Annotated in this window: 17 protein-coding genes; 8 read left to right on the plus strand and 9 right to left on the minus strand. The window is 58.8% G+C overall.

All coding sequences use genetic code 11. The annotated features are described in order from the left end of the window. Positions 1–5: 5 nt before the first annotated feature. Entirely contained in the window at positions 6–656 is a 651-nt protein-coding gene (locus G5S37_RS23330; protein WP_165207175.1) for a DUF2959 family protein, read from the minus strand. Positions 657–800: 144 nt separating this feature from the next. Here G5S37_RS23330 and G5S37_RS23335 point away from each other — a divergent pair, with 144 nt between their 5' ends. Further along, positions 801–1,520, plus strand: coding sequence for a class I SAM-dependent methyltransferase (locus G5S37_RS23335; RefSeq protein WP_165207177.1), 720 nt, complete (start codon positions 801–803; stop codon positions 1,518–1,520). A 32-nt stretch (positions 1,521–1,552) separates the two neighbouring features. Here G5S37_RS23335 and G5S37_RS23340 read toward each other — a convergent pair whose 3' ends face one another. The 5 genes from G5S37_RS23340 to cdaA all read right to left on the minus strand — a co-directional run bounded on the left by G5S37_RS23340 (position 1,553) and on the right by cdaA (position 7,466). Continuing rightward, entirely contained in the window at positions 1,553–4,204 is a 2,652-nt protein-coding gene (locus G5S37_RS23340; RefSeq protein WP_165207179.1) for a carbohydrate binding domain-containing protein, read from the minus strand. A gap of 133 nt (positions 4,205–4,337) precedes the next feature. Next, complete coding sequence (locus G5S37_RS23345; protein ID WP_165207181.1) at positions 4,338–4,643, minus strand: hypothetical protein; 306 nt, start codon at positions 4,641–4,643, stop codon at positions 4,338–4,340. 87 nt (positions 4,644–4,730) lie between these two features. Further along, complete coding sequence (gene glmM, locus G5S37_RS23350; RefSeq protein WP_165207183.1) at positions 4,731–6,104, minus strand: phosphoglucosamine mutase; 1,374 nt, start codon at positions 6,102–6,104, stop codon at positions 4,731–4,733. A 410-nt stretch (positions 6,105–6,514) separates the two neighbouring features. Continuing rightward, positions 6,515–6,643 carry a hypothetical protein gene (locus G5S37_RS32745; protein ID WP_276616981.1) on the minus strand — a complete coding sequence of 43 codons (129 nt, stop codon included), beginning with the start codon at positions 6,641–6,643 and terminating at the stop codon, positions 6,515–6,517. Positions 6,644–6,653: 10 nt separating this feature from the next. After that, the gene (cdaA, locus tag G5S37_RS23355) at positions 6,654–7,466 is read right to left on the minus strand and encodes a diadenylate cyclase CdaA (RefSeq protein WP_165207185.1); all 813 of its coding nucleotides are present in this window, start codon (positions 7,464–7,466) and stop codon (positions 6,654–6,656) included. 186 nt (positions 7,467–7,652) lie between these two features. Here cdaA and G5S37_RS23360 point away from each other — a divergent pair, with 186 nt between their 5' ends. The 5 genes from G5S37_RS23360 to G5S37_RS23380 all read left to right on the plus strand — a co-directional run bounded on the left by G5S37_RS23360 (position 7,653) and on the right by G5S37_RS23380 (position 10,015). Next, a complete protein-coding gene (locus G5S37_RS23360; protein WP_165207187.1) occupies positions 7,653–8,021 on the plus strand; it encodes a hypothetical protein in 369 nt (122 codons plus the stop codon). Between the two features lie 78 nt (positions 8,022–8,099). Further along, positions 8,100–8,486: a hypothetical protein gene (locus G5S37_RS23365; protein WP_165207189.1), complete on the plus strand. Its 387-nt coding sequence runs from the start codon at positions 8,100–8,102 to the stop codon at positions 8,484–8,486. Continuing rightward, the gene (locus G5S37_RS23370; protein ID WP_165207191.1) at positions 8,483–8,791 is read left to right on the plus strand and encodes a hypothetical protein; all 309 of its coding nucleotides are present in this window, start codon (positions 8,483–8,485) and stop codon (positions 8,789–8,791) included. The genes G5S37_RS23365 and G5S37_RS23370 overlap by 4 nt, the downstream gene beginning before the upstream one ends. 24 nt (positions 8,792–8,815) lie before the next feature. Beyond that, positions 8,816–9,370, plus strand: a complete 555-nt coding sequence (locus tag G5S37_RS23375; protein ID WP_165207193.1) for a histidine phosphatase family protein — start codon at positions 8,816–8,818, stop codon at positions 9,368–9,370. Between the two features lie 63 nt (positions 9,371–9,433). After that, positions 9,434–10,015: a hypothetical protein gene (locus G5S37_RS23380; protein ID WP_165207195.1), complete on the plus strand. Its 582-nt coding sequence runs from the start codon at positions 9,434–9,436 to the stop codon at positions 10,013–10,015. A gap of 131 nt (positions 10,016–10,146) precedes the next feature. Here G5S37_RS23380 and G5S37_RS23385 read toward each other — a convergent pair whose 3' ends face one another. Both G5S37_RS23385 and G5S37_RS23390 read right to left on the minus strand, forming a co-directional pair. Beyond that, complete coding sequence (locus G5S37_RS23385; RefSeq protein ID WP_165207197.1) at positions 10,147–12,858, minus strand: carboxypeptidase regulatory-like domain-containing protein; 2,712 nt, start codon at positions 12,856–12,858, stop codon at positions 10,147–10,149. 71 nt (positions 12,859–12,929) lie between these two features. Beyond that, positions 12,930–13,979: a hypothetical protein gene (locus tag G5S37_RS23390; RefSeq protein WP_165207199.1), complete on the minus strand. Its 1,050-nt coding sequence runs from the start codon at positions 13,977–13,979 to the stop codon at positions 12,930–12,932. Positions 13,980–14,365: 386 nt separating this feature from the next. Here G5S37_RS23390 and G5S37_RS23395 point away from each other — a divergent pair, with 386 nt between their 5' ends. Together G5S37_RS23395 and G5S37_RS23400 are read left to right on the plus strand one after the other, a co-directional pair. Beyond that, the gene (locus tag G5S37_RS23395) at positions 14,366–14,782 is read left to right on the plus strand and encodes an Hsp20/alpha crystallin family protein (RefSeq protein ID WP_165207201.1); all 417 of its coding nucleotides are present in this window, start codon (positions 14,366–14,368) and stop codon (positions 14,780–14,782) included. Between the two features lie 134 nt (positions 14,783–14,916). Further along, positions 14,917–15,303 carry an Hsp20/alpha crystallin family protein gene (locus G5S37_RS23400; RefSeq protein WP_165207203.1) on the plus strand — a complete coding sequence of 129 codons (387 nt, stop codon included), beginning with the start codon at positions 14,917–14,919 and terminating at the stop codon, positions 15,301–15,303. Between the two features lie 151 nt (positions 15,304–15,454). Here the strand turns inward: G5S37_RS23400 and G5S37_RS23405 are convergent, their stop codons facing one another. Then, entirely contained in the window at positions 15,455–16,258 is an 804-nt protein-coding gene (locus G5S37_RS23405) for a TerC family protein (RefSeq protein ID WP_165207205.1), read from the minus strand. Between the last annotated feature and the right edge of the window lie 31 nt (positions 16,259–16,289).

A 16,289-nucleotide genomic window follows, 5' to 3' on the forward strand; every position in this document is an offset into this window, starting at 1 on the left:
CTCTCCTAATTCATCGTCTTCACAAACGTGTCCGCTTCTGCAATCGCGCGGTTCATGCGTTCCAGCAGGGCCTGGATATCTGACTGGATGACATCTGCCTTGCCGCGGAGGGCTCCGAGGGCTTCGGCATTGAGGTTGTGCTTCAGGTAGAGGGTGTGGTCGCGCAGCTTGTCCAGCACGGGAGGCATGGCGTTGTAGGAACTGTGCAGGGCGCTGGAGAGCTCGGCAAATCTGGCCTTGGTTTCGGTGAGCTTCGCCTGGCTGGACCCTGCGAGTGAGACATCACTCATGGTGCCGATTTCCTTCTGCCATTCCTTGAAGAGATCTGAGGCCACGCGATCCATCTCATCAACGCGGTGTTTCACGATCTTGGTTGCTCCATCACACGCGAGGTATTCCGCATTGAGCTTGTCATACGCCTTTTCCAGATTGCTACCGCTGCGGCCATAGACAGCCTGGAGCTGTTGCAGGGCATCGCGGTATTCACCACCCGCTTCCTTATGCTTGGCCTTCGCGTTCCTCACGGCGCGGACGAGAAGATCACGCTTCTCAAAGCCAATCTTCTCCATCGCCCCGTAGTAGATAGTGCGGCAGGCAGTGGGGCACAGGACCGCAACCATCAGGAACAATACGGAACGGCGGCAATGCGTGTTCATGAAGGAGAATGGAACCGGCGTTCTTGAAAAATGTCAAACGTGTCTGACACCGATTTCAGCTTGCGGTCCACCATGACCACCTATACCTGAAACGACCAATCCGCAGTGCCGCAGGCATTCCTCCCACGCATCCAACCCCAGTTCATGGACGACACCACCCACCTGGACTTCTGCCCCGAGCTTGTCGCCATGCTCAAAAGCGGAGAAACGCGCGGACGCTCCAAGAACTTCCCCACCTTGGTGGCCGTTTCCACGGTGAACAATCTGGTGACGCTCAAGAATCTCTGCACCAGCCTGAAACCGAAACGGACGCTGGAAGTCGGCCTGGCGTTCGGGGGTTCCGGGCTGCTCTTTACGGCGTGTCATCGCGAAAACAAAGTAGCCCCTGCACAGCAGCACGTGGCGATTGATCCTTTTCAGAGCTGCACTTGGGATTCCGCCGGCGCGGTTGTCATCGAGAAGGCGGGGTTGAGCGGATTTTTTGAACTCATGGAAAAACCTTCCTGCCTCGCCATGCCGGCGCTGATAGAGAAGGGTGTGACCTTCGATATTATCTACATCGATGGTTCGCACATTTTTGAGGATGTATTCGTGGACCTGTATTTCGCGATCCGGCTGCTATCGGACGGAGGTATTGTAGCATTAGATGATTGCACCGATCCGCACGTAAAGAAGGTGATCAAATTTATCGAGAGAAACGGCCAGGTTTCCCTGGAGCCATTCGACCTTTCCCCCTTCCGAGAGGATAAGGGCCTCACGCCTCGCTATCGCGTTGCCAAGCTTCTGGGGAAGACGCAGATGAGAGCCTTCCGCAAGATTGGCCCGAATGACAGGCCGTGGAATTCTCCTTTCACGGATTTCTGATTTCACCCTTGAGCTCTTTTCCTGAGCGGCAGTCATTCCCTCTCCGCCACCCACCATACCGTCCCCGATTCGGGGGACATGGGGAACTCATTGCTCTTGGTGGAGACGACCTTGGTGGGCTGGCCATCGGGGCCTAGCGCGCTGACTTTCCAGTTGGTTTTTTCACCGCCGGGGAGGAAGACCTTTCCTTCGAAACCAAGCACGAGAGAAGGGGCCTTGCCCCATTTGTCACCCACGGTCTTGCGGTCGGCGCGCCAGCCCATGCCTTCATTCTCGGCGCGGCGGAGGGCCATGCAGAGGAGCTTCTTGGATTTCTCCAGGGGCTTCCCGTCCATGGCAATGAGACCCCACACGCCGAAGCCATCGCCAGACAGGGGGGCCACGTTCACTGAGCAGGGGCCGAGGTTGTGTGTCTTGGCGCCAAGACTGCCGGAAGTGAAGATGACATGCGGCGATACCACCGTGGCAATCTTGTCTGCAGCACCCCATCTGATTTCGCCATTGTCCGAGACAGCGGGTGCGCTCTTCTCCACGGGGTTCTTCAGTTCGGGTGCAGTGCTCCCCTCCTCCACGATGCGCACAGCGGTCTGCCGCTTCAGGGCAAGCGAGCCGTCGTTGTTGGCCTTCTCATAGAAACGACGCCAGTTTGCCCAGACGCCGCCCTTGAACTCGGCGATGTCATCCAGAAGTGAAGCGGCGGTGAGCGTGAGGATGGCGCGCTGCTTGCCAGCATCCACGGCGCCTGTACGGAAGAGGAGCGCAGCGAAGGGAATGCCGGCGCGCTTGGCAGGATGTGCCTGGAAGTTGAAGTAGCTGTGGAAATGGTCTGCCGTGAAATCCTCGCGACCATGAGCGAAGGTGTAGAGTGTGATGCCGGACCAGCCCTGATACGCAGCTACGGCGGCCACGAGCGGCAGACCTTCCGCCAGGGAATCAATGGGCGCAGGAATGTCCCACTCGGTGAGGGCAAACGGTTTGCCGGTGGGGCGCTGCACTGCCAACTCGGAAAGCACACCTCCCACGGGATTCTGCGAAAGCACTTCCTGATTCACCTCCCAGTTCTTTGGATCCCACTGACCGCCGGGGAAGGAAGGATGATGCCAGTAGGCGTTGGCATTCACCACGTCACTCACGATGGCCTCACGCCGGACGCCAAGCAGCGCACCAAAGAAGATGTGAGAGTGTGATACAAGGCACTTCACCTTCAGATCCTCCTTGAGGAAGCGGTGCATCTCCTTTGCATAGGCGAGTTCTTTGTCCGCGAGGAATTCGAAGTACTCACGCTGCACGGCTTTGTTCGCATTCTCATCGGGGAGCGGAATGTTTCCCTTGGCGAGGCTGGCCTCATTGGGCAGGAAGCCATCGGTATAGGCATCCAGCTTCACGTCGGTGAATTCAAACCAGCCGGTGTTTTGATTGGGGCCGAAGGCGAGGTTCACCTTCCCAGGTTGTGCATCCTTCGCGGTGAAAATATAGAGGTAGTCCTTCCACTCTGGGCCCACATCGATCAATGTCCACAAACCAGACATGCCGTAGGGCGCCACGGACTGTTGGGCGCTGGCGTAGATCTTCGCTGGCTTCTCCGCCCGCGCACGAAAGCGGAAGCGGTAGGTCTTGCCAGACTCAATCTGCAGTCCCGCCCAAAGGAGCTGTGTGTGCCAGTTCGCCGGACCAGCCTTGGTCGCGGTGATACGCACGCCTTTGCCATCAGGTGCGGGTGAGAGTTTCGCCTCGGCACCGCCTTGATTGTCGAGCCACCAGCCCTTGGCGTTCTCCGTGAAGGTGGGATTGCCGATGATGTTCGGCCCATCGTCCGCCATGCGTGTGCCCCATTTCGCGCGCAGGCTGGCGTCATCGTCGCCATGCTTCTTCGCGAGGGATTCGTTCCACTGCTTCAGCACGGAGTCGTGCACTGCACCCTTTACTTTTGCCGGCCACCAGGCGTTGAAGAGCAGAGTATTTTCGTTGTTCACCTCTACAATCGCCACGGCGGGGTCATCGCGGTAAGCGAGACCGGTGTGGGGGTTCACGTGCTGCAGGAGGTCACGCGCATACTGTTTCAATGCCTCCACATAGGGTGGATAAATGTTATCGATGCCCTTGCTCATGTCCGGCGCGCCCGCGGGCTGGTCGTCGTACTTGCGGCCTACATGGAGATTGAGGTTCGCGTAGATGCCGCGCTTCTTGAGTTCAGCGAAGAAGAAGTCGAGCCGTGCGAGGGCTTCCTCGTTCAGGCCGGGTTTGCCATCCTTGCGCACGAGCTGGGTGCCGCTCCAGTTTGCGTCCATGAAGTGGAAGCGCACGAGGTTGATGCCACACTTGGCGAAGTGTCCCGCGAGCTTCACAGCCTCCTCGTCCGTGGGGAAGCAAGACGCGGCGGTGAGGTTCGTGCCGAAGTAGCGCCACGGGGTGCCACGATCATCCACGAGGGTCTCGCCTTTCGCCTGGATGAAACCATGCTTGCCCGCAGGGGTCTCGTTCAGGAAGGAAAGATCCAGCAGGGCTGGCGTGTCATCGAACGCGGAAATGTGGAAGGGAAACCAGCCGGGCTCACCGGCGGCGGGCTTCTCCATCACAGGCTGGGACTGGGCAGGCGTGCTGGCGAGGGGTAGAAATACGCAGCTAGCGAGCGCAGCGAGTCTCAGGGGAAAAGAGGAAGACAGCAGGGGAGCGGCGGAACGCATGACTGCATTCTGTGCAGAAATGCGCGGACGATGCCAGCGTGAATGCGTGCCAGCTGCCATGGCCCCTTATTTTGTGGCTCGACCCGATGATTGCGGGTGAAGATCTATCTTCGGACCGCCGAGGCTCGGCGGACTACTTTCCCTTTTGAGCGTCCGTGCTTCTTCCAAACTGATGGCGGTTTTTGGACCACCACCTGACCCCGACGATCCAAATGAGGAACCCACCGACCAACCATAAGAGGGACATGGCGAGATCCTTCGTATCTCGCATGTGGGTAAACATAGCAATGAATCCGTCCCCGAAGTAGATGGCAAAGAGGTAGAACATCCACCAGCCCAGATACCACATCCACACAGGCCGCTTCAAAAGCCCATAGGCTAGGACACCGGCGGTGCCGGAAAATAGAAAGATGAAGATGGTCAAGGGGGTCCATTCCATGGTCGAGAAACTGGCTGATTGCACAAGAAGCACAAGCACGTTCACCGCCTTGCCCGCCACACCGTGGAACCTAAGAGCCGCACCTCGCTACTCGCCAATCTGCGCCTTGATCGCTTCGGCAATTCGCTCGGCCTGGGCCTCGATGTACTCGGGGTCGCGACCTTCGATGAGGAGGCGGATGAGGGACTCGGTACCGGAGTAGCGCAAAAGCACGCGACCGAGGCTGGCGAGTTTTTTCTCCGTCTCTTTGACGAGCAATTGCGCGTCCACCAACTCCTCCACGGGAGGCTTGGCTTTCACACGGAGATTGCGCTTTGCCTGGGGGAAGGGGCTCAGGACCTTGCGCAGTTCGCTGAGCGGTTCGCCGGTCTCCACCATGATCTTCAGCACCTGCAGTGCCGCGATGAGGCCATCGCCCGTGGTGGTGTGGTCGAAGAAGACGATGTGTCCGCTCTCCTCCGCGCCAAAGTTCAACCCGTGTTGACGCATGGCGGCGATGACATAGCGGTCGCCCACGTCCGTGCGGATGACTTTGCCCTTGAGGCCGGTGACCAGTTCGTCCAGGCCGAAGTTGCTCATGGTGGTCACAGCCACGGTGCTCTCACGCAGGGTACCCTTGCGGAGCATGGAGGCGACGACGATGGCGATGTACTCATCCCCGCTCAGGGCAGACCCGGTCTCATCCACCAGCACCACACGGTCGGCATCACCATCGTGAGCCACGCCCACGTAGGCGCCTGTTTCCTTCACGAGCGCTTCGATGTACTCGGGATGCGTGCAGCCGCAGTCGCGGTTGATATTCACGCCATCGGGTGAGGAGTGGAAGACCTCCACCTCCGCGCCGAGTCGCTTGAGCGTCTCCGTAGTGGTGACGTAGGCGGCACCGTTCGCGTTATCCAGCGCGATCTTCATGCCATCCAAGCGGCGATTATGCATGGTGGCCACGGCATGTGCGATGAAGCGCTCGGGGGCATTGTCCATGCGTGAAACGCGGCCGATGCCGGTGGCGGCGGCCCGGTGACTGAGCACATCGTCGTTCTCAAACGCAGCCTCGATCATCAGCTCCTGGGCATCGGTGAGCTTGTGCCCGCCGCCGTCCACGAACTTCACACCATTATCCTTGTAGGGATTGTGCGAGGCGGAAACGATGGCGCCCATGGCTGCCTTTTCCTGGCGGGCAATCAGTGCCACAGCCGGGGTGGGCACCACACCGCACAGCACTACGTCCACTCCCATGGAGGTGAGTCCTGCGGTGAGGGCGGTTTCGATCATGTCTCCCGAGAGCCGGGTGTCGCGACCCACAATACACTTCGGCCGGATGCCTGCCTTCTCCGCCTCCATGGCCAGCACCTTCGCGGCAGCCTGACCGAGACGCATCACAAACTCGGGCGTCATCGGGTGTGAGTTCGCCACACCGCGGATGCCGTCCGTGCCAAAGTATTTCCTCTTCGCTGAAGCCATGAGGGCGCGGTTTTACCCCGAAAAGGGCGGCAAGTCAAAGGTCGGTGCACCGGTGAGCGGAGGAAGCGGACCTGGCAGAGGGACCGCTGATGGACGCTAACGTTCGCTAATGGGATGAGGCGGTGGGTGTCATATGTGGTCCCGCGGGGTGGTGGAGTGGGAAAAACCACTAATGGACACTGATGAACACTAATTTTGAGAGCACATGGGCGGGCCCACCACGGGACGCCATGGTGAATGCCACGGGGGGACTTTGTTGGCTTCACCATCCAAGGTCCAAGCAACACAGAGCCACCCACCTCCCGCAGGCAAACCATTAGTGTTCGTTAGTGCCTATTAGTGGTTTCCCAATCGTTCCATCACCCCTGACTCAAGTCTTCTGGAGAAGCCTTCTACATTGGCACTCACGCCTAATCCGTACGGAAGCTCGGCAGCGGCTGCGGACCGGGTCGGCGGTCTGTGCGGGCCTGGTCATTCACCACGTACCAGAGCAGGAAAGCAAGGACCAGGGACACCAGCTTGGCTTCCCAGTCATTCACGATCCAGCCCTTAACCTTGGGACCGAGCTTCCTCAGCCTTTCCAGATTCGGATTCGTTTCGGGTGTTGTCGTCCTCGCCATAGACCAGGATGCGTTGCAGCCGCTCGCGCAGCTCATCAGGTTCCAGATTATGTTCCAGCTTCCCTTTGTAGCAAAGGGAAAGCGCACCGGTTTCCTCACTCACCACGAGGGCCACGGCGTCCGTCTCCTCGGTGATGCCCAGCCCAGCGCGGTGCCGCAGGCCGATGCTGCGATCCGGCAGATCCTTCTGGCTCACGGGAAACACACACCCCGCCGCCACAATGCGCCCCTGCTCCACCACCATGCCGCCGTCATGCAGCGGTGTCTTGGGGTGGAAGATGGTGCCGATGAGTTCGGTGGAAATCTTCGCGTCCAGGGACACGCCGCTCTCGGCAAAGGGCTTCAGCTCAATGCCACGCTGGATGGCGAAGAGTGCCCCACAGCGACGGTGCGAGAGCTGGACCATGGCCTCAATGAGGTTGTCCAGGCTGGCCTCCTCCGAGCCATTGAAGGAAAAGAACCGATGGCTGCCCAGTTCCGCCAGCAGACGGCGCAGCTCCGGCTGGAAAATCACGACCAGGGCGATGGCAAAGAAGGTGACAAAGCCCTTCAACAACCACGTGATGACCTCCAGCTTCAGGAGCTGGGACACGAGCGCCAGCCCCAGTAGCAGCACCAGCAGACCGGTGAGGATGCGCGCCCCACGCGTCGCCCGCAGGAAACGGTAGCCCTGATACAGCAGCACGGCCAGGAGCAGGATCTCCACGGCATGATTCCAGTGCGTCTGTACAAACTCCCACATCACACCCTATTGCTAACCCGTGACTGGAGGAAGGGCAAGTGCCACACAGCAAGGCACTTCGAAAACAGGGCAGTGCACGGAGTACAACGGCCATGCCCGGGCAATGCTCCTCCCTCCCCCTCAGAAATAGTCTTGCCGCCTTGCGCTCGAACGCGCCAAGGTGCAGAAGGCCGCTTGCCACCTGCCATGAGTTCATCCGCGCACCGATCCAGACTCACCATGGGAGCCATCATTGTCATGAGTCTCCTGCTGCTCGTAGGCGCATGCTTTCTTGCGATGGTGTACCACCAGGTGCAGGCCAACAGGACAAAGTCCATGGAATTCGAAGACTTCATCAGCTACGGCACCCCCATTCCAGCCGGTACAGATGCCTTGGGCAATCGGGTCTCCGTGGTGCTTACAGAGTCAAGGGTCGACAAACCCGTCTTCGCGAATGTGACACTTGCCTCGCACATGAAATACTGGTGGCGGGAGTGGAGCCTGGCGGCGGAGCAAGTTTTACAGGATCTGCGCTCCGGCAATTGGCACAGGTCTCAAGCTACGCCTGCTCCTTGATTGCAAGCACCTGTCCACGGCTGGATTCAGCTTGCGATTCAACCACCGTCTGGCCGAAGATGGCGGGCCCCTCTCTGCATGATACCCACGAACAGAGCTCCCAAACTCGGCATCGCCGCCCTGATCGTGCTGGCCCTCCTTCTGGGCACAAGTCTCACATTCGTGGGAGCAGTCTTCTGGAAGATGCAGGCAAATCGGGTCTCTGTTTCCGAGTTTGAAGGCTTCATCAATTACGGCACTCCGATCAAGGTGAACAGCCAGACGTCATTTGGCACGCCCACGACGCTGGTGCTTAGGGAGTCGCGCATCGAGCAACCCGTTTTCCCCACTCGCGCTCTGCAGCCAAGTATGCCTGCCTGGGTTTACGAGTGGAAATACGCCACGACAGAAGTGTTGGAAGACCTTGCCGAGCTCTTCCGCGTCAAAGGCGAGCGGCCGGGAAACACTCTCCCTAACACGCCATGAGCACTCATCGTTCCGAGCGGGATGTCCGCACCGGACAGTTCTTGGAGGCAGGGCAGCTTATTGGCGCGCTCCTGCTCGTGCACCTGGTGTCATACCTGATGGCCCGCCATGCCTTCGGCTTGGTGACCACGGGATACATTTCGTGGACCTGCGTCTTGCTCCCATTGGGGGCACTCGGTTCAGTCATCGTGCTCAAGGTCAATCGTGCTTGGCACTGGGGTCAGGTCATCCTGGTGATGCTGGCCGCGTTGTTCTTTAGCTTCATCCAACTTTTCATTTTCGGAGAAGCTAGCGCCGCCGTCTAGTACTCTCCGTCAGTTTACGTTTGCATGCCTCCCGTCCGCATCGGCCTCATCCGCCACTTTGAAGTGAAACATCCCTTCCCCACCGGGTGGGTCACGTGGGGTGATCTCGTGGCGTGGCGTGAAATCTATGAAAAGGCAGAGATCACCACGAGCGCGATCGACTTGGGTGGCATTACCTGGAGCCGCTGTATTTCCAGTGACCTTCCGCGTGCCTATGCCACGGCGCAGGCAGCCTTCACCGGCGAGATCCTGCAGATGCCGGAGCTACGCGAGCCACAACTGGATGCCTTCCGCACCGGCAATCTGAAGCTCCCCTACCCGCTCTGGAAATGGGTGCTGCGCCTCGCCTGGATGACCTCCCACTCCTCCCAGCGCAACGCCAAAACAGCGTTCCTGGCGAAGGTGAAGCAAGTCACCGATACCCTGCTCACCCAAGTGAAGGAAGACACCCTGATCGTAAGCCATGCCGGTGTGATGATATTCCTCCGCAAAGAACTCATGAAGCTGGGCTTCACCGGCCCGGGCTTCAAGGTGGCGGAGAACGGGAAGCTGTATGTGTTTGAGAGGAAGAATGCCTGATAGCACACTTCCAGCCGGCGCATCGCACAGCACCTTAAACCCTTTCGCACAATCACCAACCTCATGAACCTCCCGACTCTTGCCAACCCATTCTTCATGGTGCTGCTCGCCATAGCTATATTCGGCATGGCACCTCATGCATGGAGTGATGACAAGGCGTGCAAAGCCATCGTGGATTCCCTGGAAAGCGAAGTCGGGAAATTCAGGCTTCTCCAAACAACTGACCACGGCTCAGGAGCAGGCTCTTCAGCCACCTTCGCATACACGGCGGGACCGCGCGCCGATGTCACCGTGTTCATCTACGACCGCAATCGCGAAGCCCTGACCGATGAATATCTGGAGGCCGAGTTTAACCATTCGCACAAACAGGTGGTTGCCGATTTCACTGGAAAGAATGACTTCACCGTGGTCTCAGCCGGAAAACCAGCAACACAAACGGACACCTTCACTTTCGAAAGCATTTATGCAATGACGCTCTCGAACGGCATCAAGTTGAATAATGCCACACTGCTCTCTCGACACGGCGGAAAGTTTCTGAAAATCGCCGTCGCCGCCAAACCGGAGACATTTCCCGAGCTGCGCCCACACTTGAAGGAGCTCGAAAAACATTTTGTCCAGCGCATTACACCAAATCCAAGTCGTTAGCCGCGTCTTTACCGTCAGTGTGGCGGAGGGAATCAACTGCATCAAGCAAGCGATCGAGGCCCGGAACAGCGATCAGTCCGGGCAAGGAGATTCATGATGAACCGTCCTGAGAATCGCCCGCCCTCCACAAGCTACTCCTTCCCCACCAGCCTCAGCGCCACCTTCCCTGCTTCCTCAAAATCGTGCCCTGTGGACACGATCTTCCCAGCGGCATCGATGACTACATATGTGGGAATGCCGCGCACGTCGTAGTCGCGTCCGGCGGTGGAATCGTCATCGCGTAACGCGACAGGGAAGGTATAAGCCGGATTCTTCGCGAGGAACTCCTTCACCTCCTGCTCGGGATAGAAGGAGGTGGTGGCCACAATCTCGATGTCCTTGTCCTTATGCGCTTCCCAAAACTTCTGCACTTTCGGGAAGGAGGCGATGCAGGGTGCACACTCGATGCCCCAGAAGTCGAGGATGCGCACCTTCCCCTGGCCGTGCGGCGCCAGCGGTTCGCAGTTCACCCACTTGGTGTATTCCACCTGAGGCGCGGGTTTGCCGATGAGATCCACGGGCTCTGCAGGCAAGGCCGCCACTTCGCGGTTCTTCGCAGGCAGCACGAGTTTTGCGTTCTTCATGCCGGTCTTGAGCCGCTCCCGCAGTTCCACACGTTCTCCGTCATCATGGCGCGCCTCCACCTGCACGGTGAACCATCCATCCACCAGGCCGCTCATCTTGAAGGCTCCTGCTTCATCCGTGCTAGTCTTCCTTCCACGGCCGTAGGATTCCATCTTCGCCATGGCCACAGGTTTGCCCGAGGCATCCACCACGGTGCCGCTCACTTCACCATTGGCGGCTGGCAGAATGAGCTTCACCCCGGTATCCCCGGCACTCGCCCACTTCTTCGCTTCCGAGGTGAATTCCTCCGTCTTCACGATGGAGCGCAAATGCACGCGCCCAGGAGCCATTCCGGTGATGCGGAAGCGCCCTTCCATATCCGTCGTGGCTTTGAGATTGCGTGGTTGTCCGGTGCCACTGGCATAGACCATCAGGCCCGCCAGAGGCTTGCCCTCCGAGTCCACCAACAAGCCGGACACCGCCTTGTCAGCTTTATTCATGACGAACTTCAGTTCCGTGATGACACCGCTGAGCACTTTTACGTCTCGCTCGGACGCATTCCCCAAACCTGCCTCCGCCTCGCAATAGAAACTGACGCCTTCCATCCCGCTCCAAAAGCGAGGAAACTCGAAACGCCCGGATACATCACTTTTCACCTGCTGAGGCACGGGACCAAACAGGCACACTGGCTGGGGAACGCTCCACCGAATCTTCGCGTCGGCGATGGGGTTGCCCGCTGCGTCCACCACGATGCCGCTGACCCTTCCCAAGTCCTTTTCACGAAGCTTGATCGTGAGTTCTTTGCCAGGCTCCACCGGTTCAGGATGGGACATCGCGCGATCCGTCCATGCGAGCACTGCCTCATTTGAAGCGTCACGTTCACGCGCCATCTTGAATTTCCCATCCTGGTCCGTTGTCCTCATTGAGGGAAAATTTTCACCACCATTACCCAGCTTGGCCACACGGACATTCGCCGCAGGCTTGCCTTCTTCATCCAGCACCACACCTACGACCAACTCGTCCGGCTTCACCGGACGAAGCTTGAAAGTTACCTTCTTTTCCTCGCCACCCTTCACCTGCACATCCACGGTATCATCATTTGCCGGGGGATGGTATTCCGGCTTGGGATAGCGCTGTGAGCGGTAACGCAACTCATGCTTTCCAGCAGCGAGGCGGAAGGTGAGCGGTTCCTCTATCACCTTGCCCGTTTCCGCATCCACCACTTCACCCGTGATATGGGCCGCTTCCGTCACCACGAGGTCTCCCATGTCAGTGACCTCTCCGGCTTTGACAATGGCTCCGGATTTCTCCGCGCCAATCCAGCGAGTAAAATATGGCGGCTGCGTTTCGTAGTGCACCTTGTAGGTGGAAGCAGGTATCTGCGGGATGATGAATTCCCCGCGATCATTGGCCTTCACTTCATCACCGTAGGCAGTGACGTAGGGGTCTCTTTCAAGGATGGAGACAACGCTGCCCGCGGCAGGCTTGCCATCCGGCAGAAGGATGCGACCGCGAATGGCGCCGGGCTCGGCGAGGTGCAGCGTGGGCTCGGAGCCATCCACTTTCGCGAGCGGCTCGACCATGATGTGGTACCGTCCCTTGAACTGTGCCCACCGAGAGCCGTCATGTTTGAGATAAACATGAGCATTCCGTGGCAGCATGGACATGACAAATTTTCCCTGCGTATCCGTGCGCGCCTTCCACAGGTCACCAGGCAAGCGGCTCATGTCTCCAAAGAATCCAGGTTCCGGACCCGATGTCTTCTTCTGCAAGCAGAAGCCCTGCAGCCACACTTCCAATCCTGCGGCTGGCTTTCCGTCCGGTGTGAGAATGGTGCCCTTCAGATCCGCAGTCGGCTGCACCTCGATGCGATGCTTCTCCGGTGACGCATGCTGTGACGGCGTACGGATAGGCACCATCTCGAGACCGATCCCATCCTTCCCTGCATCCACCACGGCGAAGGCAATAAAGAACTTCGACTGTGGCGGAGGGGTGCAACTCGTACGGAAAAGGCCCTGCGCATCCGTGACTCCCTGGGCGATAATAGGATCTTCCAGGACATAATCGCGTGAGCCGGGGCAACTGAGATAAATCTTCGCCCCGACCACCGGCTTTCCTTCCTGGGTGACGACTTCGCAGACGATGGGCTTGGGTGTCTCCTTCTTGTCGTTGGTCTCCTGCGCCGACAGAGATGCCATCAACAGACCACACACGGTGAAAATCAGAGCACGAATTTTCATGTGCATAGCACAACAGGTTTTTCCACGCATGGCAATGCTGCCATCCCTACCGCTCCCTTTCTTTATGCAGACTACCTCTCCGCCGCGATTACTGGAGTCATGAGCAGCAGATTCTCCTCCGTGTCCTTCTGATCCAGCGCAATGACTGCCTGCCCCTTCGGCGTGAAGGCGAGGCCTTCGGGCTTGCCATCCACCTCATCGAGGTCCCAGGTGGCGACGCAAGAGGCAATGTCGTTGTCTGGGGACAACGTATCCATCCGAGCCACCGCCCGGGATTTATCGCTGAGCAGATAGAGATGCCCGTCCGGGCCTACCTCCAGGTCGCTGAAGTCTTCACAAGCCTCTGCGAGCGCATCATCCGGCAGCCACGCAGCCAGCGCCACATATTCATGGTCGCCCGTAGTCACCTCCCAACGCACGCCATTGCGCAACGCGCCGCCTTTCCCCATACCGAGTGGCGCCTCCCCAGGCGGGCCAAACTCAATCAGGGCCGAGGGCTTCTTTTCCTTCGCCACGAGCAGGTGTCCGTTGGGCAGCAGTACAGCGCCTTCTCCCCGCGAGCCGTCGGGGTCCGCCCAGGACTTCGCAATTTTCCCGAAGGACTCGTCCACGGACAGGTCAAATGAAGCGACCACGCCCGTCGCACCTTCATTGAGATCCACCAGTTCCGCTCGTGCGGGCGACTCCTGCAACAGCAACACCCGCCCGGTACCATCGGTGCAGATGGCCTCAATTTGCGGGTCAGAAGCAGGCATCTTCGAGCCCGGCAACGCAGCAATGTCGAGGTATTCCCAGTCGAGCTTCCGCGGCTTGGAATGGGACTGCGTATGAGCCAGGCGCGCCCTTGCAAGTCGCGCATGCCGATCGCCGATGGCCATGAGCCACATCTCGGCTTTGAGCCCACGGCGGAGACAAAGACCGGACACCTCGTGCAGGTCCACCGTCTCCCGGCGTTCCACTGTGAGGGCATTGCGCTTGCTCCCGGACGACTTCGGCTTCCTGGACTTTTCCTTTCCCTGCTTCTTCGCCTTTTTCTTGGCGGCCTTTTTTGCCGGATTCTTGTTCTTCCCGGCTGCGTTGCCCTTGCCCTTCTTCTTTTTGGTCGCCGGTTTCTTTTTCATAGGACGGGCTGGGGAAACGACGTTGCTGCCGGTGTGTGACGCCTGAGCTCCGGAAGGCAGGAGACCTGAACCCGGCTTTTTTCCACGTGTAGCGTGACAGCTGCATGGCCGCTCTTCAAGACAAGATGAGAAGCCTGCTGGATTACGGAGCTAGGAAAGCATCGGCGAAACGAGTCAACAAAAACGTCATTTTGACACACCTAACCCGCGTCACCTTAGACCACCAAAGAGTCAATTAGACTCACATCCTATCTGGCACCTATCCGCCATCAATTGCCTAAATCGTTCTGAATCAGACACAAATTCAATCCACCCCCCATTGGCACGCCCGATGCACCCTTTATACGCAACCACTAGCCAACGAACTACCAATGCGATTTAATGCCATGAAACTGACCAACTACAATCCCTTCGGCCTGACCCGTGCGGACCTCAATGACTGGTTCCAGCACCCGCTTTCAGGCTTCCCGTCGCTGTCCCGATTTTTCAGCATGGACTCTCCGCTGGGTCGCCTGGCGGCCGATGTCCATGAGGACAAGGACAACTACTACGCTTCCTTTGAGGTGCCCGGTGTGAAGAAAGAGGATGTGAAGGTCGAACTCAACGACCGACTCCTCAGCGTCACCGTGACCAAGAAGGACAAGAGCGGCGAGCAGGAGTCCAGCTTCACTTCCACCCGCTCCATCTCGGTGCCGGAAAGTGTGAAGGGGGACACCATTACCGCGAAGATCGAGGACGGTATCCTCACGGTCACGCTCCCGAAGGGCGAAGACCGCAAGGGCCGCACCATCGAGATCGCGTAAACGGAATCCTCAGAACCTCACCTGACCCGGGGGGGGGCGGTTCACTTGCCTCCTCCCGGTCTAGCCCCCCTGCCACTTCGTCATTTTTCCATCAGTCCATTCCACCCTTCCAACATTTCATTCAAAACCCATCCATGAACACCTGCACTACTTCCAACTGCGCTCCCGCCTCGACCCGCACGGCCCCGGCTGCGGAGCACCTCGTCTCTCCTCGTTATGATGTCCGTTCCAGCAAAGATGCGTATGAAGTGCGCGTCGAGCTCCCGGGCGTCCGCAAGGGCGACGTGAACCTCAACTTCGAGCGCGGGCTCCTCACACTTCGGGCGCAGCGTCAGAGCACCGTCCAGGAAGGCTGGAAAACGCTCCATCGCGAGCTCAACCGTCTGAACTACGGGCTCCAGCTCAAGGTGAATGCCCCGGTCGATGATGCCGCCTTTACCGCCAAGCTCGAGGACGGCGTACTCACCCTGACCCTGCCGGTCAAGGAAGCCGCCAAGCCCCGTGCCATTGAGATCGCTTGATCTCGCCCAAGTAAAAAAACCATCCCCTGCGCCGCGGCATGCAAATGCCGCGGCTTTTTTTTGCGAGAGAGGCGCCTCCAACCCACCCACATAAAAAAAGCGGCGACCGCAGTCGCCGCTTGCTTGGGAAGAAATATCGCCTGCGCCGCCGTTACTTCGCAGCGTTCGCTTCTTTCAGCGCGGCCCGCTTTTTCGCCCTCTTGCTGGCCACGCGGATATTCAGGATTTCCACGAAGACCGAGAAGGCCATGGCGAAGTAGATGTAGTTCTTCAGGTGCAGGTCGTGTGCCTTTTCCGTGGCTATGCCCTCAATCATGAGCATCACGCCAATGAGGATGAGGAAGCTCAGCGCGAGCATCTTCACCGTGGGGTGGCGGTTGATGAAGTCACTCACCGATCCGGCACTGGCCATCATGAAGAGCACCGCAATGATCACCGCGATGACCATGACCATGATGCTCTGCGCCATGCCGGCAGCGGTGATGACGGAGTCCAGGGAGAAAACAATGTCCAGCATGGCGATCTGCACCAGGATGGGCCCCATCGCCGCGTGCTTCGGGGCGCTTGCCTCCACGTCGCCCTCGACATCGCCTTCAATCTTGTGATGGATTTCCTTTGTGGCCTTGAACAGGAGGAACAGACCACCAAAGATGAGGATGAGATCCTTCCCGGAGAAGCCGTGACCCATGACGCTGAAGAGATTATCCTTCAGGGACATCACCCAGGTGATGGAGAAGAGCAGCAGGATGCGCATGACCATGGCCAGCGACAGGCCGATGAAGCGCGCCTTGGGCTGCTGTTCCTTGGGCAGCTTGTCCACCAGGATGCTGATGAAGACGATGTTGTCGATACCCAGCACCACCTCCATGACGGTGAGGGTGACGAGGGCGACCCACGCCTCCGGCTGGTTGATCCAAGACGTGTCAAAAGCGCTAAGGGCGGCAAGCATTTCCATGGCGCGCGGAGAGTAGCTGGATGCCTGCCAC

Source organism: Roseimicrobium sp. ORNL1, assembly GCF_011044495.1.
In the GTDB taxonomy this organism is placed as follows: domain Bacteria; phylum Verrucomicrobiota; class Verrucomicrobiia; order Verrucomicrobiales; family Verrucomicrobiaceae; genus Roseimicrobium.

Coding starts and splice junctions, on each gene's coding strand:
- G5S37_RS23400 (WP_165207203.1), top strand. CDS start 14,917: ATGAACACCTGCACTACTTCCAACTGCGCTCCCGCCTCGACCCGCACG.
- G5S37_RS23340 (WP_165207179.1), bottom strand. CDS start 4,204: ATGCGTTCCGCCGCTCCCCTGCTGTCTTCCTCTTTTCCCCTGAGACTC.
- glmM (WP_165207183.1), bottom strand. CDS start 6,104: ATGGCTTCAGCGAAGAGGAAATACTTTGGCACGGACGGCATCCGCGGT.
- G5S37_RS23405 (WP_165207205.1), bottom strand. CDS start 16,258: ATGGAAATGCTTGCCGCCCTTAGCGCTTTTGACACGTCTTGGATCAAC.
- G5S37_RS23375 (WP_165207193.1), top strand. CDS start 8,816: ATGCCTCCCGTCCGCATCGGCCTCATCCGCCACTTTGAAGTGAAACAT.
- G5S37_RS23390 (WP_165207199.1), bottom strand. CDS start 13,979: ATGAAAAAGAAACCGGCGACCAAAAAGAAGAAGGGCAAGGGCAACGCA.
- G5S37_RS23345 (WP_165207181.1), bottom strand. CDS start 4,643: ATGGAATGGACCCCCTTGACCATCTTCATCTTTCTATTTTCCGGCACC.
- G5S37_RS23385 (WP_165207197.1), bottom strand. CDS start 12,858: ATGAAAATTCGTGCTCTGATTTTCACCGTGTGTGGTCTGTTGATGGCA.
- G5S37_RS23360 (WP_165207187.1), top strand. CDS start 7,653: ATGAGTTCATCCGCGCACCGATCCAGACTCACCATGGGAGCCATCATT.
- G5S37_RS23380 (WP_165207195.1), top strand. CDS start 9,434: ATGAACCTCCCGACTCTTGCCAACCCATTCTTCATGGTGCTGCTCGCC.
- G5S37_RS23330 (WP_165207175.1), bottom strand. CDS start 656: ATGAACACGCATTGCCGCCGTTCCGTATTGTTCCTGATGGTTGCGGTC.
- G5S37_RS23335 (WP_165207177.1), top strand. CDS start 801: ATGGACGACACCACCCACCTGGACTTCTGCCCCGAGCTTGTCGCCATG.
- G5S37_RS23365 (WP_165207189.1), top strand. CDS start 8,100: ATGATACCCACGAACAGAGCTCCCAAACTCGGCATCGCCGCCCTGATC.
- cdaA (WP_165207185.1), bottom strand. CDS start 7,466: ATGTGGGAGTTTGTACAGACGCACTGGAATCATGCCGTGGAGATCCTG.
- G5S37_RS23370 (WP_165207191.1), top strand. CDS start 8,483: ATGAGCACTCATCGTTCCGAGCGGGATGTCCGCACCGGACAGTTCTTG.
- G5S37_RS23395 (WP_165207201.1), top strand. CDS start 14,366: ATGAAACTGACCAACTACAATCCCTTCGGCCTGACCCGTGCGGACCTC.